Annotated in this window: 24 protein-coding genes; 9 read left to right on the top strand and 15 right to left on the bottom strand. The window is 60.3% G+C overall.

Annotated elements, in window-relative coordinates; genetic code table 11:
- The first annotated feature begins 107 nt into the window (after positions 1–107).
- Both mmsA and mmsB read left to right on the top strand, forming a co-directional pair.
- A complete protein-coding gene (mmsA, locus tag IGS58_RS24075) occupies positions 108–1,649 on the top strand; it encodes a multiple monosaccharide ABC transporter ATP-binding protein (protein ID WP_070258325.1) in 1,542 nt (513 codons plus the stop codon).
- A complete protein-coding gene (gene mmsB, locus IGS58_RS24080) occupies positions 1,639–2,850 on the top strand; it encodes a multiple monosaccharide ABC transporter permease (RefSeq protein ID WP_230522882.1) in 1,212 nt (403 codons plus the stop codon). The genes mmsA and mmsB overlap by 11 nt, the downstream gene beginning before the upstream one ends.
- Before the next feature lie 61 nt (positions 2,851–2,911).
- On the opposite strand, the gene IGS58_RS24085 is transcribed toward mmsB, so the two are convergent.
- Together IGS58_RS24085 and IGS58_RS24090 are read right to left on the bottom strand one after the other, a co-directional pair.
- Positions 2,912–4,543 (bottom strand): NAD(P)/FAD-dependent oxidoreductase, encoded by a 1,632-nt coding sequence (locus IGS58_RS24085; protein ID WP_230522883.1) that lies wholly within the window; start codon positions 4,541–4,543, stop codon positions 2,912–2,914.
- Positions 4,543–6,054: a polyamine aminopropyltransferase gene (locus IGS58_RS24090; RefSeq protein ID WP_230522884.1), complete on the bottom strand. Its 1,512-nt coding sequence runs from the start codon at positions 6,052–6,054 to the stop codon at positions 4,543–4,545. The genes IGS58_RS24085 and IGS58_RS24090 overlap by 1 nt, the downstream gene beginning before the upstream one ends.
- A 60-nt stretch (positions 6,055–6,114) precedes the next feature.
- Between IGS58_RS24090 and IGS58_RS24095 the strand changes: the two genes are divergently transcribed.
- From IGS58_RS24095 to rsgA, 7 genes are all read left to right on the top strand, one after another.
- Positions 6,115–6,501 (top strand): DUF350 domain-containing protein, encoded by a 387-nt coding sequence (locus IGS58_RS24095; RefSeq protein WP_034783828.1) that lies wholly within the window; start codon positions 6,115–6,117, stop codon positions 6,499–6,501.
- Positions 6,502–6,528: 27 nt separating this feature from the next.
- Positions 6,529–7,575, top strand: coding sequence for an SPFH domain-containing protein (locus tag IGS58_RS24100; protein WP_230522885.1), 1,047 nt, complete (start codon positions 6,529–6,531; stop codon positions 7,573–7,575).
- 10 nt (positions 7,576–7,585) lie between these two features.
- Complete coding sequence (locus tag IGS58_RS24105; protein ID WP_230522886.1) at positions 7,586–9,049, top strand: DUF4178 domain-containing protein; 1,464 nt, start codon at positions 7,586–7,588, stop codon at positions 9,047–9,049.
- Positions 9,046–9,216, top strand: coding sequence for a hypothetical protein (locus IGS58_RS24110; protein ID WP_157814714.1), 171 nt, complete (start codon positions 9,046–9,048; stop codon positions 9,214–9,216). Before IGS58_RS24105 ends, IGS58_RS24110 begins: the two co-directional genes overlap by 4 nt.
- Positions 9,217–9,218: 2 nt before the next feature.
- Complete coding sequence (speD, locus tag IGS58_RS24115; protein ID WP_230522887.1) at positions 9,219–9,590, top strand: adenosylmethionine decarboxylase; 372 nt, start codon at positions 9,219–9,221, stop codon at positions 9,588–9,590.
- 64 nt (positions 9,591–9,654) lie between these two features.
- The gene (locus IGS58_RS24120) at positions 9,655–10,209 is read left to right on the top strand and encodes a hypothetical protein (protein WP_230522888.1); all 555 of its coding nucleotides are present in this window, start codon (positions 9,655–9,657) and stop codon (positions 10,207–10,209) included.
- 356 nt (positions 10,210–10,565) lie between these two features.
- A complete protein-coding gene (gene rsgA, locus IGS58_RS24125) occupies positions 10,566–11,630 on the top strand; it encodes a ribosome small subunit-dependent GTPase A (RefSeq protein ID WP_230522889.1) in 1,065 nt (354 codons plus the stop codon).
- Positions 11,631–11,687: 57 nt separating this feature from the next.
- On the opposite strand, the gene IGS58_RS24130 is transcribed toward rsgA, so the two are convergent.
- From IGS58_RS24130 to mnmG, 13 genes are all read right to left on the bottom strand, one after another.
- A complete protein-coding gene (locus IGS58_RS24130) occupies positions 11,688–12,107 on the bottom strand; it encodes a F0F1 ATP synthase subunit epsilon (protein WP_034752707.1) in 420 nt (139 codons plus the stop codon).
- Positions 12,108–12,169: 62 nt separating this feature from the next.
- Positions 12,170–13,570 (bottom strand): F0F1 ATP synthase subunit beta, encoded by a 1,401-nt coding sequence (atpD, locus tag IGS58_RS24135; RefSeq protein ID WP_034752705.1) that lies wholly within the window; start codon positions 13,568–13,570, stop codon positions 12,170–12,172.
- 29 nt (positions 13,571–13,599) lie between these two features.
- Entirely contained in the window at positions 13,600–14,475 is an 876-nt protein-coding gene (atpG, locus tag IGS58_RS24140) for a F0F1 ATP synthase subunit gamma (protein WP_034783836.1), read from the bottom strand.
- Positions 14,476–14,537: 62 nt separating this feature from the next.
- Positions 14,538–16,079 (bottom strand): F0F1 ATP synthase subunit alpha, encoded by a 1,542-nt coding sequence (gene atpA / locus IGS58_RS24145; protein ID WP_034752701.1) that lies wholly within the window; start codon positions 16,077–16,079, stop codon positions 14,538–14,540.
- A gap of 78 nt (positions 16,080–16,157) precedes the next feature.
- Complete coding sequence (locus IGS58_RS24150) at positions 16,158–16,703, bottom strand: F0F1 ATP synthase subunit delta (RefSeq protein ID WP_230522890.1); 546 nt, start codon at positions 16,701–16,703, stop codon at positions 16,158–16,160.
- A gap of 2 nt (positions 16,704–16,705) precedes the next feature.
- Positions 16,706–17,176 carry a F0F1 ATP synthase subunit B gene (locus IGS58_RS24155; RefSeq protein ID WP_034752697.1) on the bottom strand — a complete coding sequence of 157 codons (471 nt, stop codon included), beginning with the start codon at positions 17,174–17,176 and terminating at the stop codon, positions 16,706–16,708.
- Positions 17,177–17,219: 43 nt separating this feature from the next.
- A complete protein-coding gene (atpE, locus tag IGS58_RS24160) occupies positions 17,220–17,498 on the bottom strand; it encodes a F0F1 ATP synthase subunit C (protein WP_034752695.1) in 279 nt (92 codons plus the stop codon).
- A 59-nt stretch (positions 17,499–17,557) separates the two neighbouring features.
- A complete protein-coding gene (gene atpB / locus IGS58_RS24165; protein ID WP_046681851.1) occupies positions 17,558–18,367 on the bottom strand; it encodes a F0F1 ATP synthase subunit A in 810 nt (269 codons plus the stop codon).
- Between the two features lie 51 nt (positions 18,368–18,418).
- Positions 18,419–18,787, bottom strand: a complete 369-nt coding sequence (locus tag IGS58_RS24170) for an ATP synthase subunit I (protein ID WP_034752692.1) — start codon at positions 18,785–18,787, stop codon at positions 18,419–18,421.
- 270 nt (positions 18,788–19,057) lie between these two features.
- Complete coding sequence (locus IGS58_RS24175) at positions 19,058–19,945, bottom strand: ParB/RepB/Spo0J family partition protein (RefSeq protein WP_034783839.1); 888 nt, start codon at positions 19,943–19,945, stop codon at positions 19,058–19,060.
- A 64-nt stretch (positions 19,946–20,009) separates the two neighbouring features.
- Positions 20,010–20,780, bottom strand: a complete 771-nt coding sequence (locus tag IGS58_RS24180) for a ParA family protein (RefSeq protein ID WP_034752687.1) — start codon at positions 20,778–20,780, stop codon at positions 20,010–20,012.
- Between the two features lie 168 nt (positions 20,781–20,948).
- Positions 20,949–21,593 (bottom strand): 16S rRNA (guanine(527)-N(7))-methyltransferase RsmG, encoded by a 645-nt coding sequence (gene rsmG, locus IGS58_RS24185; RefSeq protein WP_070257826.1) that lies wholly within the window; start codon positions 21,591–21,593, stop codon positions 20,949–20,951.
- Positions 21,590–23,527, bottom strand: a complete 1,938-nt coding sequence (mnmG, locus tag IGS58_RS24190) for a tRNA uridine-5-carboxymethylaminomethyl(34) synthesis enzyme MnmG (protein WP_230522891.1) — start codon at positions 23,525–23,527, stop codon at positions 21,590–21,592. Before mnmG ends, rsmG begins: the two co-directional genes overlap by 4 nt.
- Positions 23,528–23,612: the final 85 nt, after the last annotated feature.

The raw sequence follows: 23,612 nt of genomic DNA on the forward strand, positions 1-23,612 counted from the left end.
AAGGTACTGAAGGCCCGGCGCTGCCGGGCCTTTCGCTTCATGCACGATCAAGAACAAGACTGCCGCACGACCGATGCCGACCAGCGCGGCCGTGCCAGAGAGGTTATATGACGAACACTATCCTGGAAATGCGCGGGATACGCAAAACATTCCCGGGCGTCGTTGCGCTCGACAATGTCAACCTGCGGGTACGCAGCGGCGAGATCCACGCCATCGTCGGCGAAAACGGCGCCGGCAAATCCACACTGATGAAAGTGCTGAGCGGCGTCTACGGCCATGGCAGCTATACGGGCGACATCGATTACCTGGGCCAGACGCGGCACTTCCGCGGCATCAAGGACAGCGAAGAAATCGGCATCATCATCATCCACCAGGAACTGGCGCTGGTGCCCCAGTTGTCGATCGCCGAGAATATCTTCCTCGGCAACGAGCCGGCCCACATGGGCGTCATCGACTGGGAATACGCGCAAGCGAAGACGCGCGAACTGCTGCACAAAGTGGGCCTGAAAGAGTCCCCCGACACCCTGATCACCAACCTGGGCGTGGGCAAGCAGCAGCTGATCGAAATCGCCAAGGCGCTGTGCAAGGACGTCAAGCTGCTGATCCTCGACGAGCCGACGGCCAGCCTGAACGAAAGCGACAGCGCGGCCCTGCTCGACCTGCTGCTGGGCCTGAAAGCCCAGGGCATCGCCTCGATCCTGATCTCGCACAAGCTCAATGAAATTTCACGGGTCGCCGATGCCATCACGGTGCTGCGCGACGGGAACACGGTCGACAGTTTCGACTGCCGCATCGACGCCGTCAGCGAAGACCGCATCATCGAAAAAATGGTCGGGCGCGAGATGGCCGACCGCTATCCGCCGCGCACGCCCACCATCGGCGAGACCATTTTCGAAGTGCGCGACTGGCGCGTGTTCCATCCCGAGCATGCCGACCGCCCCGTCATCAAGGGCATCAACATGCATGCCAAAAAGGGCGAGATCATCGGCATCGCCGGCTTGATGGGCTCCGGGCGCACGGAACTGGCGATGAGCATTTTCGGCCGCGCCTACGGCCAGCGCATCAGCGGCACGGTGCTCAAGAATGGCCAGGAAATCGACGTCAGCACCATCGGCAAGGCGATCGCCCACGGCCTCGCGTATGTCACGGAAGACCGCAAGGGCCTGGGCCTGATCCTCGAGGAAGACATCCAGAAGAACACCAGCCTGGCCAACCTGGACGCGATTTCAAAGCACATGGTGATCGACGAGCAGCGTGAATTCGGCGTGGCCGAGGAATTCCGCCGCAAGCTCAAGACCCGTTGCTCGAGCGTGGCGCAGAAGGTGGTCAACCTGTCCGGCGGCAACCAGCAGAAAGTGGTGCTGGCGAAATGGCTATTTTCGCGCCCCGACATCCTGATCCTCGATGAACCGAGCCGCGGCATCGACGTGGGTGCCAAGTACGAGATCTACAGCATCATCAGCGAGCTGGCCGCCGAAGGCAAATGCATCATCATGATTTCCTCGGAAATGCCGGAATTGCTGGGCATGTGCGACCGGATCTATGTCATGAACGAAGGCCGCTTCGCGGCAGAACTGAGCGCGGCAGAAGCATCGCAGGAACGCATCATGCGCGCGATCGTTACACACGGAGAAAACAATGGACAATAAATTGACAGCAGGCGCGCCAGCAACGCCAGCCGCGGCGCCGCAAGCGAAAAGCTATGCCGGCTTTTTGAAGAACAATATGCGCGACTACGGCATGCTGCTTTCCCTGATCGTCATCATGGGCTTTTTCCAGTACATGACCGATGGCACCCTGATGCAGCCGCTCAACCTGACGAACCTGGTGCTGCAAAACAGCTACATCGTCATCATGGCGCTGGGCATGCTGATGGTCATCGTGGCCGGCCATATCGATTTGTCCGTCGGCTCGGTGGTCGGCTTCGTCGGCGCACTGGCGGCCGTCCTGATCGTCAACTACAACATGAACTTTGTCACCGCCAGCATCATCTGCCTGCTGGCCGGCGCCGTCATCGGCGGCGCGCAAGGCTATTTTGTCGCCTTCTTTAAAATCCCGTCCTTCATCGTCACCCTGGCCGGCATGCTGGTGTTCAAGGGCCTGACCCTGGCCCTGCTGGCGGGCCAGTCGGTCGGCCCCTTCCCGGAAGGCTTCCAGATGCTCAGTTCGGGCTTCCTGCCCGACCCGTTCGGCGGCGAAAACCTGCGCGGCCTGTCATTGCTGCTGGGCGTGATCGCCGCCGCGGCGCTGATTATCACTTCGCTGCGCAGCCGCGCCAAGCAACTGAAGCACGGCATGGAAAACGAACCGCGCGCCTTCTTCCTGCTGAAAAACGCCATCTTCGCCGCCGTGATGGTGTATTTCAGCTACCTGCTGGCGTCGTACCGCGGCTTTCCCAACGTGCTGGCCGTGATGTCGCTGCTCATCGTCGCCTATACCTTCATTACCAACCGCACCGTGCTGGGCCGGCGCGTATATGCCGTGGGCGGCAACGAGAAGGCGGCGCGCCTGTCCGGCATCAAGACGGAACGGGTCAGCTTCTACACCTTCGTCAACATGGGCATGCTGGCCGCGCTGGCCGGCCTGATCTTCGCGGCGCGCCTGAACACGGCAACGCCAAAGGCCGGCACGGGTTTCGAGCTGGACGTAATCGCCGCCTGCTTCATCGGCGGCGCCTCGGCTTCGGGCGGCGTGGGCAAGGTGATGGGAGCCGTGATCGGCGCCTTCATCATGGGCGTGATGAACAACGGCATGTCCATCATGGGCATCGGCATCGACTACCAGCAGGTGATCAAGGGCCTGGTGCTGCTGGCGGCCGTCTTCATCGACGTGATCAACAAGAACAAATAGACCGGTTCGAGCCTTAGGGGGCTCTGGCCGGCGCTTGCGCCGGCCTTTTTCATTGATATCCTCATGTGGAAGCCAGGCGCGCCGCCCTGTCCCCCCACCACGCCGCTTCCTCGAACACGGAAAAGCCCGACAGATCGGCATGCGCAAACAGGATGGCGCCGTCGTGTTCGCGCAGCGCCTTCAGCCCCGCATTGCTGCGAAATCCCGGCAACGGTGCGGCCATGGCGTGGCCGCGCACGGTGATGTCGACCCGTTCGACGCAGCTGGCAAAATCGCGTCCATACGCCGTCTTCAAATCGACGCTGGCCAGCGCCAGCAATTGCTCCGGCGTGGCCACATCTAACCACTTGCGCGCTTCCTGTGGCGTGCGGTCGGACAGGGCCACATAGGCGCTGAAGACGGTTTTCTCGGGCGGGCGCACGCGGATATCCTGGTGCGTGGAGACGACATAGCCGAGGCCCGGCTCCTGGTACACCACGTTGTCCCAGCATAGCGGCGCATGCGGCAGTTCGTCGGGAAAGCGTTTAAGTAAAAAATTCGCCACCAGCCACGGCGCATACGCGGGCGTATCGCGCTGCGCGTCAAAGCCATACTCGGCGATGTTGTTCACCACGCGCGCCGCCACGAACAAAGGCATGGCGCAGATGGCCTTGCGCGCCTTGACCAGGTAAGTGCGCGGCTGGCCGTCGACCAGCTCCAGGCACAGCGCCTCCACGCCCTGCTCCGTCGTCCGCACGGAAACCACCGTGCCCGCATGACGTTTGACACCTGAGGCCTGCTCCATGGCCGTGGCGACCGGTTGCATGCCGCCCGGCCAGGTCAGCCACGCGCCATTGCCGGCATTGGCCGCCTGTCCCCAGCGGCTGCAGTAGTAATGCAGGCCCGCCCAGGCCGAGACCTGGTCGTAGCGCGTGCCGTAGTCGTCGCGGCAGCAGTAATTCAAATACCAGTGCAGGGTGGGCGAGGTATAGCCTTCGCGCTCCATCCACTGCTTCAAGGTGATGGTGTCGAGCGCCTGCCAGGCCGGGTCTTGCGACGACTCCACGGTAGGAAAAACGAAGACGCGCTTGCCATCGTTGCCATGCGCCTGGCGCAGGCGCCGCACGTCGGCAAAGAAACGCTCGTGCTGCGCCAGTTCTTCGGCGGAAACGCCCTCGGTGGGAATGAAGCCATCCTGCCAGTGACCGTTGAACAGCAGGCGTTCCTCGGGCGCGTGCAGGATGTAGCGCTCGTCATAAGTCGGCTTTTCCGCCTGCGGATCGCGCTGGATGATCCCCAAATCGAACAGGATCTCGCGCACATGGGTCGATTCGGGCGAAGGCAGCGGCAGGTAATGGCCGCCGGTCGGATAGGCCAGGTCGCCGAACTGCCCGCCGGCCGCGTTGCCATACGGCTGCGGCCCATCGATCATGAGGAAATCCTTGTGCCCCAGTTTATTCAAGCGCCAGGCCGCCGTCAGGCCGGCGATGCCGGAGCCGAGGATGGCGACATCCGTGGTGACGGTTGCCGAAGGCGCCGGCAGCGCCGTGCGCTCGCGCAGCAGCTTGCGCAAGTAATGCCCCTCGCTGCGGCCCGGATACAGCACCTTGGGCGTAATTTCCTGCCAGCGCAGATACGCGGCGATGCTGCCGATGCCAGCGGCTGCCGCTGCCGTGCCGCCGGCAGCCCACAGCATGAAGGAGCGGCGCTGCATCAACGGATCACCCGGTTCCAGTCCTGCTCGAATTCATGCACGAGCGACTGGGTATTCAAGCGATTCGGCGCCATGGGCAGCGGCTGCATGTCGGGCGGGAAGATGAACATCTCGCGCGTGGTGTCCGCATTCAGGTAGCGCATCGGCAGACGATAGCTGGTGGGCGGTTTGTAGTCGAGCTGGGGCGAGGCCAGGATAAAACCCCATTCGCCGAACGAGGGCACGTAGGCGTGATAGGGCCAGGTGCGCATGCCCACTTCCCGCAGGGTCGAATTGATGGTCCAGTAGGCGTGCGGCGCAAAGAATGGCGACGTCGATTGCACCACCATCAGGCCCTTGGCCGCCAGGTGCTTTTTCACCAGGTCGTAGAACGGCACCGAGTACAGTTTGCCAAGCGCGAAGCTGGACGGGTCGGGGAAATCGACGATGGCCGCGTCGAACATGTCGCCGTTGTTGCGCAGCCAGACGGCGGCATCGGCATTGACGACGGTAACCCGCTTGTCCGAGAACGACTTGTTATTCAGCTTTGCCAGTTCCGGGCGCGTGGTAAACGCGGCCGTCATGGCAGGGTCGAGGTCGACGACGGTGACGTGTTCGATCTGTGGATAACGCAGGATTTCGCGCAGGGCCAGGCCATCGCCACCGCCCAGCACCAGCACGCGGCGCGCCCACGGCAACGCTTCCAGCACGGGGTGCACCAGCGCTTCGTGGTAGCGGTACTCGTCGCGCGAGGAAAACTGCAGGTTGCCATTGATGTACAGCCGCGTATCGTCCTTCCAGCGCGTGATCACCAGGCGCTGGTAGGGCGTGGTGGTGGAATACACGATCTGGTCGCCGAACAGCCCGTGTTCGCCCCAGGCCACCATGCGGTCCGACATGGCAAAGCCGGCGATCAGCAACAGCATCACGGCACAGGCGCGCAGCAAACGTCCTGTGAGATTTTTCAGCACAGCGCGGAATACATAAATGCTCCACAGGCCCACGCCCACATTCAGCATGCCGAACAGGAAGCCCGTGCGCACCAGACCCAGGTACGGCGACAGCACCAGCGGGAACAGCAGGGACACGGCCAGCGCGCCCAGGTAATCGAATGTCAGCACGCGGCTGACCAGTTCAGAAAATTCCGTCTGACGCGTGTTCAGGGCGCGCATCACCAGCGGCACTTCCATGCCGACCAGTGCGCCGATCAGGAACACCATCACATACAATAAGGTGCGAAATGGCGCGGCCATCCACGAAAAGGTCATGAACAGGATGGCCGCCGACAGGCCGCCGATCAAGCCCACGGCCAGTTCGATGTCGACGAAGCGCGAGAGCACGTCGTCGTCCTTTACATACTTGGAAAAGTGAGCGCCCACACCCATCGCGAACAGGTAACAGCCAATAATGGTGGAAAACTGCAGGATGGAGTCGCCGAGCAGGTAGCTGGACATGGCGCCGGCAATCAGCTCATACGCGAGGCCGCAGGAAGCGACCACGAAGACGGACAAAATCAGAATCTTTTTGTTCATTGGACTTTTTTTGTTCTAATATGCGTTGACGTTATCAAATACTCATTTGTGAGGAATGCCGTGCCCGCCATCCTAAACTATCTGATCCATCTTTTACTGGCCGCCGGGCTGCTGATTGTATTTTTTATCATCTACACGCGCGTCACGCCGTATAACGAAGTGCTGCTGATCCGCCAGGGCAACCAGGCGGCGGCCCTGTCGCTGGGCGGCGCCATGCTGGGCTTTTCCGCCACCATCGCCTCGTCCCTGATGCACACGGCCGACTACCAGCAGTTCTTCGCCTGGGCCTTTGGCGCCATGGTGGTGCAATTGCTCGCCTATGTGGTCACCACGCGCCTGCTGCGCATGTCGAAAGACCAGATCGAATCGAACAACAGCGCCTTCGGCGGCCTGCTGGCCGCCATTTCCCTGTCGATCGGCGCCATCAACGCCGCCTGCATTTCCTGACGTTTTACCTCATTCAAGGACACCATCATGAGCCTCGGCAGCTTTATCAAGAAGCAGTTTATCGACGTACTGCAGTGGAACGAAGAAACGGAAGGCGTACTGGCCTGGCGTTTTCCCATGCAGGATTTCGAGATCCAGAACGGCGCCATCCTGAATGTGCGCGAATCGCAGGTGGCCGTCTTCGTCAATGAAGGCAAGATCGCCGATGTCTTCGGTCCCGGCACGCACAAGCTGACGACGCAGACCTTGCCGTTGCTGACCAACCTGAAAAACTGGGACAAGCTGTTCGATTCGCCCTTCAAGTCGGACGTGTATTACTTCAGCACCCGCGTGCAGACGGGCCGCAAATGGGGCACGCCGCAGCCGATCACCATCCGCGACAAGGATTTCGACATGATCCGCGTGCGCGCCTTCGGCATGTACTCGTACCGCATCGCCGACGCCCGCACCTTCTTCACCGAGATCAGCGGCACGCGCGAAGTCTATACGCGCGACGAAGTGGAAGATCAATTGCGCGGCATTCTGATGTCGAGCATGGCCAGCTCGCTGGGCGGCGCGAATGTCCCCTTCCTCGACATGGCGGCCAACCAGGCGCTGATGGCGCAAGAGGTCAAGGATGGCCTGGCGCAGGCCTTTGCACGCTATGGCGTGGGCCTCGATGAATTCAATGTGGCCAGCATCAGCCTGCCCGAGGAATTGCAGGCGGCGCTGGACGAGCGCATCTCGGCCGGCATGAAGGGCGGCCTGGGCGCCGACAAGATGAGCGGCTACACGAAATTCCAGGTGGCCAATGCGATCCCGCTGGCCGCGCAAAACGAAGGCGGCATGGCCGGCATCGGCGCGGGACTGGGCGCCGGGCTGTCGATCGGCCAGGTGATGGCGCAAAGCATGGGCGGAGCGCTACAGCAGCCGGCACCTGCCCCGGCCGCACCGCCTGCGGCGCCACCGGCCCCCGCGGAAAAACCGATCGAGGCGCGCCTGGAAAAACTCAAGGGCTTGCTCGACAAGGGGCTCATCTCGCCAGCCGACTACGACGGCGCCAAGGCTGAACTGCTGAAAAAACTGATCGGCTAAGCGCGACTGCATGCAAACTGTTTCCTGTCCCAGCTGCGGCGCGGAAGTCCACTTCCGCTCGCACGCTTCCGTACTCGCCGTGTGCGAATACTGCCACAGCACCATCCTCAAGGACGCCGATTCCGTCAAGGACGTGGGCAAGATGTCGGCCGTCCTGGAAGACTATTCGCCGATCCAGGTCGGCACGGCCGGCGTGCACGATGGCGTGCACTTCACCGTCGTCGGCCGCATCCAGCAGCGCTACAGCGCCGGCACGTGGAACGAGTGGTATCTGCTGTTCGACGACGCCAGCACGGCGTGGCTGGGCGACTCCTCCGGCCTGTACACGCTGACGCACGTACGCAGCACGCAAGACGCCCTGCCCGCCTTTGCCGAGCTGGCGCCGGGCAGGCGCTACACGATCTGCGGCGAACCGTACACGGCGGCCGAGATCCGCAGCGCCAAATGCATCGCCGGCCAGGGAGAACTGCCGTTCAAGGTGGGCGCCGGCTGGCGCATCCAGGTGGCGGACTTCCGCAACTACGCCAGCTTTGTCACGCTCGACTACACGGATGGCCCGCAACCCGTCGTCTACCAGGGCGTTGCCGTCACCCTTGAGGGCTTGCAGTGCCAGCTGCTGCGCGACGACGAGGCCATCGCCAGGAGCGCCGGCAAGTACCGCGGCAAGCTCGACGCGCTCGACTGCCCGTGCTGCGGCAGCGGCATCGGCTATGTCCCCGGCGCGGCGGCGCAGCTGGTGTGTCCCGCCTGCCATGCGCAGCTCGACGCCAGCGGCCCGGAAGCGCAGGTGCTGGCCATCGGCAAGCAGGTGCACGACAACGCCGACATCACGCTGGAGCTGGGCGCCAGCGCGAAGATCAGCAATGTGGACTTCACGGTGATCGGCATGATGCGGCGCGCCGACGACGAAGGCAGCGAGTGGAACGAATACCTGCTGTACAACGCGCGCGCCGGCTTCTTCTGGCTGGTGGAGACGGACGATGGCTGGTCGCGCTCGAACGTGCTGCCGAACTGGCCCAACTGGGCGTCGCTGGACGCCGATACCTGCACGCTCGATGGCGCCACCTACCGCAAACTGTATGACTACGGCTCGCAGGTCGTGTATGCGGCGGGCGCCTTCAACTGGAAGGTGGCCGTCGGCGACAGCACGCGCGTGTTTGAATTCGAGCAGGGGCAGACCAAGCTGGCGGCGGAGCTCACCGGCGAGGAAATGACCTGGTCGCGCTCCGTGCCCGTCGCCTATGACCAGATGGCCGCCTGGTTCGGCAGCGCCTTCCATGGCGGCGCCAAAGTGCAGAATATCCAGCTGAGCCATCGCGGCATCGCCAAGGTCTTCATCATCATCGTGCTGGTCTTGAATGCGATTCCCATGTTTGTCTCGTTCTCCAGCACCTTGATGTGGAGTTTGCTGGGCTGCCTGGCGCTGTTCCTGCCTGCCGCTTTTCTCGACAAGAATGCAAAGAATCCCCCATGAGTAAATACGTGATCTATGCCCTGATGGTGACCTTCAGTGTCACGGCCGCCAACTGGGTGCGCATGTTCAAGGTGGCCGGCAGCAGCAGCGGCAGCAGCTGGAGTTCGCGCACGGGCAGCGGCGGCGGCAGCTATGGCGGCGGCTCCAGCGGCGGCAGCCACAAATAAGCATGGCAGCCACACCGCATCTGCCACTGGGCACCCACTTGCTGGCCGATTTGTCGGGCATCGCGCCGGCACGCCTGCGCGACGGCGCCGCGCTCGAGCGCCTGCTGCGCCACGCTGCCATCACGGCTGGCGCGCAGGTGCTGCACAGCCATTTCCACAGCTTTGGCGCAGGCCAGGGCGTCACCGGCGTGGTGCTGCTGGCTGAATCGCACATCTCCATCCACACCTGGCCGGAATGCAGCTTTGCCGCCGTCGATATCTTCATGTGCGGCGCGGCCCGGCCGCAACTGGCGCTCGATGCCATCAAGGATGCCTTGCAGGCGGCGCACTGCCAGCTGCAATCCGTGCGGCGCGCGCCGCCTGGGCAAGCCTAGCGTCGCTGGTGGATCGCGTGGGGATCGCTTACACTGTCGGCTCATTCCCCCAACCGTGACTCCCATGCGCCGTTCCGCCCTCCTTGCCCTGCCCCTGCTGCTGCTGGTTTCCGCCTGCGATGACTACACGGCGCCCAGCCTGTACCAGGCCACCACACCCGAGTGCAAGACGTGGACGGAGGGTTCGCGCTTCGAGCTGCCGCGCGGTATCAGCGTGTATGCCACGCCGCCCGTCACCCTGAAGGAAGGCGGCACGGAACTGGCACTGATTTTTACTTTACCCGTCGGCACGCAAGCCAGTTTCACGCGCCTGTCCTTTTTGCTGGAAGAACCGAAACAGCGGCCGTTCGCCGAGGCGAAAGTGCTGACCATCTACCAGCGCGGCATGAACCAGAAGGCGGAAATCGTCGACGTCATCGAAAAGCTGCCCATCATGTTTGCCGCCGTCGGCAACAGCAAGGAAACCCAGTGGCGGCTGCGCCTGCAACTGCCGCGCCAGCTGCCGCAGCGTTTCGACCTGTCCATGCCCGACATGCTCGTCGCCGGCAAACGCTACCCGGTGCGCACGTTTACCTACCGCTATTTCCCCGAGCGCAGCGCTTACGGCATGTGCAGCTAATTCAACAATCGCGCCAACAATGTGTCGGATTACGCCCTGCGGACTAATCCGACCTACGGCATGTGCAGCTGAGCCACACCTTCCATTGACGGCGGCGCGCGCCGCTGGCACACTGGCGTTTTCCATCACACCTCAGGAGTAGACAACATGCGCCATTCGGATACTGCCGTGCTGTCGGCTGCCTGATCACTGTTTTCACTGTTTTCCCCGCTAACACCCTTAGCTCGCCCTTCCCCATACGCGTGATCGCGTAGCCGACTTCCCTCTTCTTTCGTGCCAGTCATGGCGACTGGCGGTGCCTGCACGCGCAGGCTTCACGTCCGCACGCGGACGACAGAATCTGGAATCACGCTACCATGATCACATTCGATTTTGCGCAACTACGCCTTATCGGGCTGCAGCAGGCCATCGCCAGCGCAGCCACCCAACTCGACATCTCTTCCCCCGCCGCGCAGCTGCTGCGCGTGAGCGCCGTGCACCGCGACAGCATCGGCGTGCACGACGGCATCCTGGAACACGGGGCGCAGGTCCTGCCGCGCCTGCTGCACGAGCTGCAGGCGCAGGACACCATCCTTGCCGTTGGCGACTGGGTCGCCGCCGAACACGACGGTTACGGCATGCTGTGGATAACGGCGCACTTATCCCCAGTCACGCAGATCGGCCGGCGCGGCAATGACGGCCGGCGGCAAGTGCTCGCCAGCAATGTCGATACGGCCCTGCTGGTGATGGGACTGGACGAAGACTTCAACCCGCGCCGGCTGGAACGCTATCTGGCCATCGTGCTGGCGGCCCAGGTCAGCCCCGTGGTGGTGCTAAGCAAGGCCGACGTGGCCGATGACGTGCCGGGCAAGCTGGCGCAGCTCAAACTGCGCCTGCCGCCCCACGTGCCGCTGTTTGCCATCGATACGCGCCATGCGTATGACGTGGCCATCCTGGCCCCCTGGCTGGACGCCGGCCAGACCCTGGTACTGCTCGGTTCATCGGGCGCGGGCAAGTCCAGCCTGACCAACACCCTGGCTGCGGCGCAGCAGGCAACCAACGGCGTGCGCCATGGCGACGGCCGTGGCCGGCACACGACGACGGCACGCTCGCTGCACCTGTGCGCCAGCGGCGCCTGCATCATCGACACGCCGGGCTTGCGCAGCTGGCGCGCGGACGCCGATGCGGAAACGCTGGCTGCCACGTTCGACGATATCGCGGCGCTGGCAGCGACATGCCAGTTCCGCGATTGCCAGCATGCCAGCGAGCCCGGTTGCGCCGTGCGCGGCGCCGTCGATGGGGACCGCCTGCGTAATTATCACAAGCTGCTGCGCGACGCGCGCCGCAGCGAGGAAACGCCGCTCGAACGCATTGCCGCGCGCGCCAAGTGGAAGACGATATTGAAGGCGGGACTGGAAAGGGGAAAGGACAAGCGCCGCTAATTTTTGCTGAAAAAAAAGGCAGCCCGCAGGCTGCCTTTCTTGTGCGGCGCAGATGGATTACATCTTGCGCAGCTTCTGGATCGCTGCCAGCTGCGCAATCGCGCTGGCCAGCTCGGCTTGCGCTTGCGCGTAGTCGATGCCCGAATCCTTGTTGTGGATATTTTCTTCCGCCAACTTCTTCGCTTCCAGCGCTTTCGCTTCGTCGAGGTCGTGACCGCGGATCGCGGTATCGGCCAGGACGGTCACGGTATCCGGTTGCACTTCCAGCAGGCCGCCGGCAACGAAGACGAACTCTTCTTCAGCCTGGCCGACTACCTTGATGCGGACCGCGCCCGGACGGATGCGGGTAATCAAAGGCGTGTGGCGTGGGTAGATACCCAGCTCGCCCTGTTCACCCGGCAACGCGACGAATTCTGCTTCGCCTGAAAAAATCAGTTCTTCAGCGGAAACCACGTCAACGTGAATTGTGTGTGCCATGTGTGTCCTATCGGGTTGAAGAACCCCGCCGTGTAAGGGGCGGGGTTAGGCCCAGACTTAACTTAGTTAAGTTTCTTGGCTTTTTCGATTGCTTCTTCGATCGTGCCGACCATGTAGAACGCTTGTTCCGGCAGGTGATCGAGTTCGCCCGAAGCGATCATTTTGAAGCCCTTGATCGTGTCTTTGAGCGAAACGTATTTACCAGGCGCGCCGGTAAAGACTTCAGCGACGTGGAAAGGCTGCGACAGGAAACGCTGCATCTTACGTGCGCGGGCGACCAGCAGTTTGTCTTCCGGTGCCAGCTCGTCCATACCCAGAATCGCGATAATGTCGCGCAATTCCTTGTAGCGTTGCAGGGTCGTTTGCACGGCACGCGCGGTGTCATAGTGCTCTTGACCAACGATCAACGGATCCAGCTGACGCGAGGTCGAATCCAGTGGGTCCACGGCTGGGTAGATACCCAGGGAAGCGATGTCACGCGACAGCGCAACGGTCGAATCCAAGTGAGCAAACGTGGTAGCAGGCGACGGATCGGTGTAATCATCGGCTGGAACGTAGACGGCCTGGATCGAGGTGATCGAACCGGTCTTGGTCGACGTGATACGCTCTTGCAGACGGCCCATTTCTTCCGCCAGGGTCGGTTGGTAACCCACAGCCGACGGCATACGGCCCAGCAGTGCCGAGACTTCGGTACCAGCCAGCGTGAAGCGGTAGATGTTGTCGACGAAGAACAGAACGTCCTTGCCTTCATCACGGAACGATTCAGCGATCGTCAGGCCGGTCAGCGCGACGCGCAGACGGTTACCTGGCGGTTCATTCATCTGACCGTAGACCATCGCGACTTTGGAGTTCTCCGGGTTTTCCAGATCGACCACTTTCGCGTCAGCCATCTCGTGGTAGAAGTCGTTACCTTCACGGGTACGCTCACCCACGCCGGCGAACACGGACACGCCGCTGTGCGCCTTGGCGATGTTGTTAATCAGTTCCATCATGTTGACGGTCTTGCCTACGCCAGCGCCGCCAAACAGACCAACTTTACCGCCTTTTGCAAACGGGCACACCAGGTCGATCACCTTGATGCCGGTTTCCAGCAGTTCTTGCGATGGCGACAGTTCGTCGTATGCAGGAGCGGTGCGGTGGATCGACGCGATCTGCTCGTGCGACACTGGGCCGCATTCGTCGATCGGGTTGCCCAGCACGTCCATGATGCGACCCAGGGTTGCTTTACCGACTGGCACCATGATAGGTTTGCCGGTATTTTGAATCATCATGCCGCGACGCAAGCCATCGGACGAACCGAGTGCAATGGTACGGACAATGCCGTCGCCCAACTGCTGTTGTACTTCCAGGGTCAGTTCCGAGCCTGCCATCTTCAAGGCATCAAATACCTTAGGCATCGCGTTGCGGGGAAACTCAACGTCCACCACAGCGCCGATACACTGAACGATTTTGCCATCAGCCATGTTCGTTCCTTCAATATAGTTAAATTCGTTTAAACCGCAGCCGCACCGGCGACGATTTCGGAGAGTTCTTTGGTAATCGCAGCTTGGCGGGTCTTGTTGTAGATCAGCTTCAATTCGCCGATCACACTACCCGCGTTGTCGCTTGCAGCTTTCATCGCGACCATCCGTGCCGATTGCTCGGACGCCAGATTCTCCGCGACTGCCTGGTACACCAGCGCTTCTACATAGCGCTCCAGCAATTCGTCGATCACGCTTTGCGCGTCCGGCTCGTAGATGTAATCCCACGAGTGGGCACCCTTGTCGGCGACCATCTTGTCGGCCGTCAGGGGCAGCAATTGCTCCACGACTGGTTCCTGTTTCATCGTGTTGATGAATTTGGTGTAGCACAGGTACACTGCATCGATCTTGCCTGCCTGGAACTCTTCGAGCATGACCTTGACAGGTCCGATCAGTTTATCCAGGTGGGGCGTATCGCCGGTTTGAATGGCGTGCGCAATGATCTTGACGCCGATGCGATTCAAAAAACCCAAACCCTTGTTACCGATGGCAACTGCTTCAACCCGGTTGCCAGCTGCTTCCAGCTCGCGCGACTTCGACGTCACCTGGCGCAGGATGTTGGTGTTCATGCCGCCGCACAGACCCTTGTCGGTCGTGACAACGATGAAACCCACTGCCTTCGCTTGCGTACCCTGGGCAGCTGCCAGGAACGGGTGCGTGTATTCCGGATTGGCGGTCGCCAGATTGGCGGCGATATTCCGAATCTTGTCACTGTAGGGACGAGCGGCCCGCATCCGGTCTTGCGCCTTGCGCATTTTGGACGCGGCGACCATTTCCATCGCCTTGGTGATCTTCTTCGTATTCTCTACGCTCTTGATCTTGCCTCGTATCTCTTTGCTTGATGCCATGAGTCCTTACTCCTTCTGCGCGTAGGGCGGCGCCTCACTCGAAGTGGGCGCCGCCTGGCCGCTTAATATGCGCCGGATTTCTTGAAATCAGCAATGGCCGCCGACAGAGTTGCTTCGCTGTCTTTGTCGAGTTGCTTGGTTTCTTCGATCTTGGCCAGCAGAGCAGCTTGCTTGGTCTTCATGTAAGCGTGGACACCAGCTTCGAACGACAGCACTTGCTTGACTGGCACGTCGTCCATGAAGCCTTTGTTCACCGAGAACAGCGATACGGCCATCAGCGAGATCGACAGTGGCGAGTATTGGGCTTGCTTGAGCAATTCCGTTACGCGCGCGCCGCGGTCCAGCTGCTTGCGGGTCGATTCATCCAGGTCCGAAGCGAACTGCGCAAACGCAGCCAGTTCACGGTACTGCGCCAAGTCGGTACGGATACCGCCGGACAGGTTTTTGATGACCTTGGTCTGGGCGGCGCCACCGACGCGCGATACGGAAATACCGGCGTTAATGGCAGGACGGATACCGGCGTTGAACAACGAGGTTTCCAGGAAGATCTGACCGTCGGTAATCGAAATCACGTTGGTTGGAACGAATGCGGACACGTCGCCAGCTTGCGTTTCAATGATCGGCAATGCCGTCAGGGAACCGGTCTTGCCTTTGACGGCGCCGTCGGTGAACTTCTCGACGTAGTCGGCGTTCACGCGTGCTGCGCGTTCCAGCAAGCGGCTGTGCAGGTAGAACACGTCGCCTGGGTACGCTTCGCGACCTGGTGGACGGCGCAGCAGCAGCGAGATTTGACGGTATGCAACAGCTTGTTTGGACAGATCATCGTAGACGATCAGTGCATCTTCACCGCGGTCACGGAAGTATTCGCCCATGGCGCAACCGGAGTACGGCGAGATGTATTGCATGGCGGCCGATTCCGAAGCGGAAGCGGCGACAACGATGGTATATTCCATCGCGCCGTGCTGTTCCAGCGAGCGCACGATGTTCTTGATCGACGAGGCTTTTTGGCCAATCGCGACGTAGATACATTTCATGCCCTGGCCTTTTTGATTGATGATCGCATCAATCGCCACAGCCGACTTGCCGGTTTGACGGTCGCCGATGATCAGTTCGCGCTGGCCGCGGCCAACTGGAACCATCGCATCGATCGACTTCAGGCCGGTTTGCATTGGTTGCGAAACGGACTCGCGGGCGATCACGCCCGGAGCGATTTTTTCAATCGCGGCCGTCAGTTTCGTCTCGATGGCGCCTTTGCCGTCGATTGGCTGACCCAGCGCGTTGACAACGCGGCCGAGCAGCTCAGGACCGACTGGCACTTCCAGAATGCGGCCGGTGCATTTCACCGTGTCGCCTTCGGAGATGTGCTCGTAGGCACCCAGAATCACGGAACCGACGGAGTCGCGTTCCAGATTCATTGCCAGGCCAAACGTATTGCCTGGGAATTCCAGCATCTCGCCTTGCATCACGTCCGACAAACCGTGGATGCGGCAGATACCGTCGGCGACGGAAATAACCGTGCCTTGATTACGCACTTCAGCGCCGCCGTCAAGACCTTGGATCCGGCTCTTGATCAACTCGCTGATTTCAGATGGGTTGAGTTGCATACTAACTCCTAAAAGTGTTTCTCTCAGCTTGCGCGAGGGGTAAGGGTCTGTCTAAGCTGGCCTGCCGAAGCGCGTGTCTTACGACACCAGTGCAGCGTGCAGTTGCTGCAGCTTGGCGCGCACCGAGGTATCGAGCACTTGGTCGCCAACGACCACGCGCACGCCGCCGAGCAGCGATGCATCCACTGTGACGGCAGGGTTGAGCTTACGACTGAATTTCTTTTCCAGCGTTGCGACCAGCTCGGCCGTTTGGCCTTCGCTCAGATCGAAAGCGCTCGTGATCTCGGCGTCAGCCGCACCTTCCAGACCGTTTTTCAACGTATGGAATTGCGCGCCGATTTCCGGCAGCAGGCTGATGCGGCCATTTTCGATCAACATCGTGACGAAGTTTTTCACTTCCTCATTGAGCGGCGATTTCAACAACGACAGGATGGTGGCGGCGACGTCGCTTTCCGAAACTTTCGGATTGCGCGCGTACGCCTGTACCTCGGGGTGGCTACCGATCTGTGCCAGTTCGGACACTAGCTCGGACCACGCCGCGAGGTTGCTTGACTCCTTACCAGCTTGGGCTACGCGGAACAAAGCTTCCGCGTAGGGACGGGCGACGGTTGCGAGTTCTGCCATGATTACAGCTCGACAGCAAGACGCTGCAACATTTCGGCGTGAGCCGTAGCGTTAACTTCACGCTTCAAGATCTGCTCGGCACCCTTGACAGCCAGGTCAGCCACCTGAGCGCGCAATTGTTCGCGTGCTTTCGACAGTTGCTGTTCGGCGTCCGACTGGGCTTGCGCAATGATACGCGCAGCTTCAGCTTGTGCATTTTGCTTGATCTCTTCAGCAACCAGCTGCGCGCGCTTTTCAGCGTCCGCAACGCGTTGCGACGCTTCTTCACGTGCACTGTTCAATGCCTCTTGCGCACGCTTTTCAGCGACAGCCATCGAAGCTTGACCTTGATCGGCCGCAGCCAATCCATCCGCGATTCGTTTGGCACGCTCATCCAGCGCATTGTTCAGCGCTGGAAATACGAACTTCATCGAGAACCAGACCAACACCGCGAAGGTGATCATCTGGCCGATGAGCGACATATTGATGTCCATACCTTTGCTCCTAACTAAAAGTTTCTCCTAGGGTTGGAGCGAATTACTGAGCAACAGCCGTCAGAGCGGACAGGAACGGGTTAGCGAACGTGTACAGCAGAGCAACACCAACGCCGATCATCGAGATAGCATCCAGCAGACCAGCGATAACGAACAGTTTGGTTTGCAGTTGTGGCATCAGTTCTGGTTGACGTGCCGAAGCTTCCAGGAATTTGCCACCCAAGATAGCGAAGCCCAGAGCGGTGCCGATTGCGGCCAGGCCGATGATGATTGCTGCTGCCAGAACGGTCATGCTTTGTACTTGTGCGATCAGAGCTTGCATAAAATTCTCCTAAATTTAAAAACGAAAGATACTAAAAAAACAAAATATAAAGTTAATGATTAATGTTTCTCAACCGCAAGGCTCAGATACACAACCGTCAACGCCATAAACACAAAAGCTTGCAAAGTTACAATCAAGATATGGAAAATTGCCCATGGACCACCCAACGCCCACTGTGCCCACCAAGGCAACAACGCGATCAAGATGAAAATCAGTTCGCCGGCGTACATATTGCCGAACAGTCGCAGCGACAGGGAGATCAGTTTTGCAACCAGCTCAACCATTTGCAGCAGGAAATTGACAGGTGCCAGGGCGATCGTGCCGATCAGGCCGCTCGCATGGAACGGTGCCGTGAACAGTTCCTTGATCCAGCCGCCCAGGCCCTTGGCCTTGATCGAGAAGGCGATCACGCACAGCACGACCGACAGCGACATGGCGAAGGTGTGGTTGACGTCGGCGGTCGGCACGGCGCGCAGTTTATGCACGCCAAACCAGCTCAGAATCTTCGGCAACAGGTCAACCGGCAGGAAGTCCATCGCGTTGAGCAACCAGACCCACACAAAAATAGTGATGGCCAGCGGCGCGATGACCTTGCTTTTCGCGTGGAAGGCCCCATTAATAGTGTCATTGACGATTTCCATGACCATTTCGACGAAGTTTTGCAACTTGCCAGGGACACCAGCCGTCGCGCGGCGCGACGCCATATAGAAAACAGCCAGGAAAACAAAGCCCAGAATGGCCGAAATCCAGAACGTATCCAGATTGATCATGCCGTCGGCACTTCTCAGGTGGGCCAGATGGTGACTGATGTATTCTGTGGCGTTGGCCGGGGCAGCATGGCCCGCTTCAATAGCGTGTTCTGTGGTCATAATGAATTTAGATTTGTCGTTTCAGAGCACAACAGGCCCCAAAACCAATGATTAAACAGCGAGCAATGAAAACCAGTATGCTAAGGTTGCCACCGCGAAACCCAAGATCAGCCATAACCAGGCGGCCGACTGAAACAACACCAGTGCCAATATAAACAGCACCGCTGTGATAAATATTTTCACCACTTCTGCGCGCAAATGCGCCCGGAATGCCTTGTTGGCGTCGCTAGAACCGCGAACCACCAGCAGGGCATACACCAGGCTACCGATGACTGCGATAGCGCCGCCGTATGCGGCGGACCAGCCTCTGACACTGCCACCGAAAAACAGGGTGACCGTGGCAAAGCTGATAGCGATTGCTAGCTGCAATGCAACTACTTTGTAGACTGGTTTGGCAATACTTTGTTGTGAATCACTCAATTGCCAGGTTCCCAGAAAAATCTACACACGCAAAGACACGGGATTATAGTTGGCTTTGATCTATAGAGTCAAACGTTGCTGCACCGCAGCAGGGCAATTGCTGCGTGAAACTGACGCTTTACCGACTATTCGCCGCCATTTGCACCACTATATGGCAAAGTCGCTTGTCTGGCCGCTTCCAGCCGTGTTATCAAGGAATCACGTGGTGCATCTGGAAAGCATGGCCGGATTGTCCACACCCGCATGATCCCTGTCTTTGCAGCTTGCTATTTAACCACGCAAGCGGGTCAACAAACCATCGAGCACGTCAAGATCGGCAAAATCAATCACCAATTGGCCACGGCCCTTGTTGCCCATCTTGAATACCACAGGCGTGGCCAGCGCATCGGACAACTCTTCTTCCAGGCGCGCGATGTCGCCGGACTTTTCCTTTTGCCGCGGCTCGACCGGGTTGGCCGCTTCCTCGACTGAGCGCGTCACGAGCTTTTCCGTTTCGCGCACCGACAGGCGCTTGGCCACGACCTGGTTGGCCAGGGTGATCTGGCTGGCCGCATCGACGGCCAGCAGCGCGCGCGCATGGCCCATGTCGATATCGCCAGCCATCAGCATGGTCTGCACGGGAGCGGCCAGGTTCATCAAACGCAACAGGTTCGACACGGCGCTGCGCGAGCGTCCCAGCGCAGTGGCCGCTTGCTCATGCGTAAAACTGAAGTCGGCGATCAGGCGGTGGATGCCCTGCGCTTCTTCCAGGGGATTCAAGTCTTCGCGCTGGATGTTCTCGATCAGCGCCATGGCCGCGGCGGCCAGGTCGTCCACGTCGCGCACCAGCACCGGCACTTCCGTCAGGCCGGCCAGTTGCGAGGCGCGGAAACGGCGTTCGCCAGCGATGATTTCATATTTGATCAAGCCGCTCAAGGTATCCTGCCCGATCGGGCGCACCAGGATAGGCTGCATCAGCCCTTGCGCCTTGATCGAGGCGGCCAGTTCATTCAAGGCCCCCTCGTCCATGCGCGTGCGCGGCTGGTATTTGCCGGCTTGCATTTGCGACACGGGCAAGTTCGACGGTTGATGCGTGTCCGGACTGGCAAAGTCGCCGCCCCCGCCGCCCAACAGAGCGTCGAGTCCGCGACCCAGTCCTTTTAATTTTTTCGTAGCCATGCTGTCCTAATCGTGTTTTCAGAGTAAGCGCTTACATCGAATCGTGCAGACGCTCGCCCCTTGTTTACATATGTTTGATGCGTTCGACCATCTCCGCGCCGAAGGCGATATACGCCTGGGCACCTTTCGAGCTGGGGTCGAAGGTCACGCCGGGCAAGCCGTACGATGGCGCTTCGGCCAGGCGGACATTGCGCGGGATGATGGTATTGAACACCTTGTCGCCGAAGTGCTGTTCCAGCTGCGCCGACACTTGTTGCGATAATGTCATGCGTGGATCGAACATCACGCGCAAGAGCCCAATGATCTTCAAGTCCGGGTTCAGGTTCGCATGCACCTTCTTGATGGTGTTGACCAGGTCGGACAAGCCTTCCAGCGCGTAGTACTCGCACTGCATCGGGATGATCACGCCATGCGCGGCGCACAGGCCGTTCAGGGTCAGCATCGATAATGCCGGTGGGCAATCTACTAATATGAAGTCGTACTCGCCGTCCACTTCGGCCAGCGCATCCTTCAGGCGGCGTTCGCGGTTGTCCAGTTCGACCATCTCCACTTCCGCGCCGGCCAGCTCGCGGTTCGACGGCAAGACATCGAAGCGCCCCGCTTCCGAACGCTGGCGTGCCGTCTTGACATCGGACTCGCCCAGCATGACTTCATACGTCGATGCCTTCAGGCCGGCCTTGTTGATGCCGGCGCCCATGGTCGCATTGCCCTGCGGGTCGAGGTCGACCAGCAGCACGCGCTGGTTCAACTTGGCCAGACCGGCGGAGAGGTTGACGCTTGTTGTGGTTTTACCAACACCACCCTTTTGATTTGCTACACAAAAAATTTTGGCCATGTATCTTCTAGTTGTAAAGAGATGCAAACTTCATCGTGCGCCCCGGCATCTGGCCGAAACGATTTATACTGCTTATTTCATTTATACGATATAAATCGTTTATACGGTTTATATTATTTATACCGTATAAACCATTTATATGATTTATATCGTTTAATTTTCTGGCGTTTAAATTCTTGCTATAAAGACCAGATGACGCTCTGCATTTAGCCCTGGCACCGCGATTGCGCGTAGCTCGGTTACTTGCCATTCCGCTGGCAGTCGCTCGCGCTCGTCTGGCGGTGCCACCCCTTTCAAGGCGATGAATTGCCCGCCCTCGGCCAGCACATGGTTCGACCAGTTGACGAAGTCGGACAGGTCGGCAAAGGCGCGCGAGGTGATCACGTCGAATTTCTGCTGCACTTCCAGCTGTTCCACCCGTTTCGTGTACACGGTGACGTTGGCGAGGCCCAGTTCCGCTTTCACTTGCGTCAAGAATGCCGTCTTCTTATGCACCGTGTCGATCATCGACACCTTCACATCGGGGCGCGCGATGGCCAGGACCATGCCCGGCAAGCCGCCGCCGGCGCCCACGTCGAGCACATTCTTTGCATCCGCGAACGCCGGCACCGCGGCCAGCGAATCGAGCACGTGCAGGGTCAGCATCTGCATGGGATCGCGCACCGACGTCAGGTTGTACACGCTGTTCCATTTGGCCAGCAAGGCCAGGTAATCGAGCAATTTTTCCGTCTGATCCGCGCTCAAGTCGAGCCCCAGCGCGGCGATGCCTTCATTCAAAATCTGGGCCAGTGCGGCCCGGTCAAACTGCTTCATTCAACAACCTCGTCCTTTAAAGTGGTGGTCTGCGCGGCACCAAAACCGCGCTTTTTCAGGTGCACCAGCAGCAGCGAAATCGCCGCCGGCGTCACGCCGGAAATGCGCGATGCCTGGCCCAGGGTTTCAGGGCGCTGCTTGTCGAGTTTTTGCCGCACTTCGACGGACAGCGCGCCGATATCCAGGTAATTGAAACCTTCCGGCAAGGCCAGGTTTTCATAGTGTTCGTGGCGCTCGATTTCCTTGCTCTGGCGCTCGATGTAGCCCGCATATTTGAGCTGGATTTCCACCTGCTCGCGCACGGCGGGATCTTCCACGCCAGGGCCCGCCAGGGCCTGGCCTTCCATGCCCGTCATGCTCATCAGGGTGTCGTAGGCCACGTTCGGGCGGCGCAGCAAGTCCGCCAGCGAATACTCGCGTTCGATAGCCTGGCCAACGATGCGTTCCGATTCGGCGGCCGCCAGGATGCGCGGGTTGACCCACGTGGAACGCAGACGCTCGAGCTCCAGCGCCACCGCTTCGCGCTTGGTCTCGAAGGCTTGCCATTGGGCGTCGCCCACGCAGCCCAGGGCGCGGCCGATTTCCGTCAGGCGCATGTCGGCATTGTCTTCGCGCAGGCTCAGGCGGTACTCGGCGCGGCTGGTAAACATGCGGTACGGTTCCTGCACGCCCTGGGTGATCAGATCGTCGACCAGCACGCCCAGATAGGCCTCCGAGCGGCCCGGTACCCAGGCTTCCTTGTCCTGCGTCAGCAAGGCCGCATTCAGGCCCGCCAGCATGCCTTGCGCGGCCGCTTCCTCGTAGCCGGTGGTGCCGTTGATCTGGCCGGCGAAGAACAGGCCGGCGACGGCCTTCGTTTCCAGCGAGGCCTTCAAGCCGCGCGGGTCGAAATAATCGTATTCGATGGCGTAGCCGGGGCGCAGGATGTGTGCATTTTCCATGCCCTTCATCGATTGCACGAGGGCGATCTGCACGTCGAACGGCAGGCTGGTGGAGATGCCGTTCGGATAGAATTCATGCGTCGTCAAGCCTTCCGGCTCGAGGAAGATCTGGTGCGATTCCTTGCCCGAGAAACGGTGGATCTTGTCTTCGATCGAGGGGCAATAACGGGGGCCCACGCCCTCGATCACGCCCGTGTACATGGGGCTGCGGTCCAGGCCGGCGCGGATGATGTCGTGCGTCTGGCTATTCGTGTGCGTGACCCAGCACGGTACCTGGCGCGGATGCATGGACGTGTTGCCCATCACGGAAAACACGGGCACGGGATCGAGATCGCCCGGCTGTTCTTGCATCACGGAAAAGTCGATCGTGCGGCCATCGATGCGCGGCGGCGTACCCGTTTTCAGGCGGCCCTGCGGCAGTTTCAGCTCTTTCAGGCGGGCCGACAGCGAGATGGCGGGCGGGTCGCCGGCGCGGCCAGCCGAGTAGTTATTCAAGCCCACGTGGATCTTGCCGTCGAGGAAAGTGCCAGCCGTCAGCACCACGGCGCGCGCGCGAAACTTCAAGCCGATCTGCGTCACGGCGCCGACCACGCGGTCGCCTTCGACGATCAGATCATCGACGGCTTGCTGGAACAGCCACAGGTTAGTCTGGTTTTCCAGGCGCGTGCGGATGGCCGCCTTGTACAAAATACGGTCGGCCTGGGCGCGCGTGGCGCGGACTGCCGGGCCTTTCGAGGAGTTCAGGATGCGGAACTGGATGCCGGACTCGTCGGTGGCAATCGCCATCGCGCCGCCCATGGCATCGACTTCCTTGACCAGGTGGCCCTTGCCGATGCCACCGATGGAAGGGTTGCACGACATCTGGCCCAGTGTCTCAATATTATGCGTGAGCAATAGCGTCTTCTGCCCCATGCGGGCGGAAGCGAGGGCCGCCTCGGTACCGGCGTGACCACCACCGACAACGATGACGTCGAATTCTGTAGGAAATAACATGATAAATAGGTAACAGTGCAAGTAAAAATGCGGGATGAGAGCTCCGATTATAGAGTCTTTTTGCAAGCGCAACCTTGCGCAGCGC

This window comes from Janthinobacterium sp. EB271-G4-7A (assembly GCF_020858075.1).
In the GTDB taxonomy this organism is placed as follows: Bacteria; Pseudomonadota; Gammaproteobacteria; order Burkholderiales; family Burkholderiaceae_D; genus Janthinobacterium; species Janthinobacterium lividum.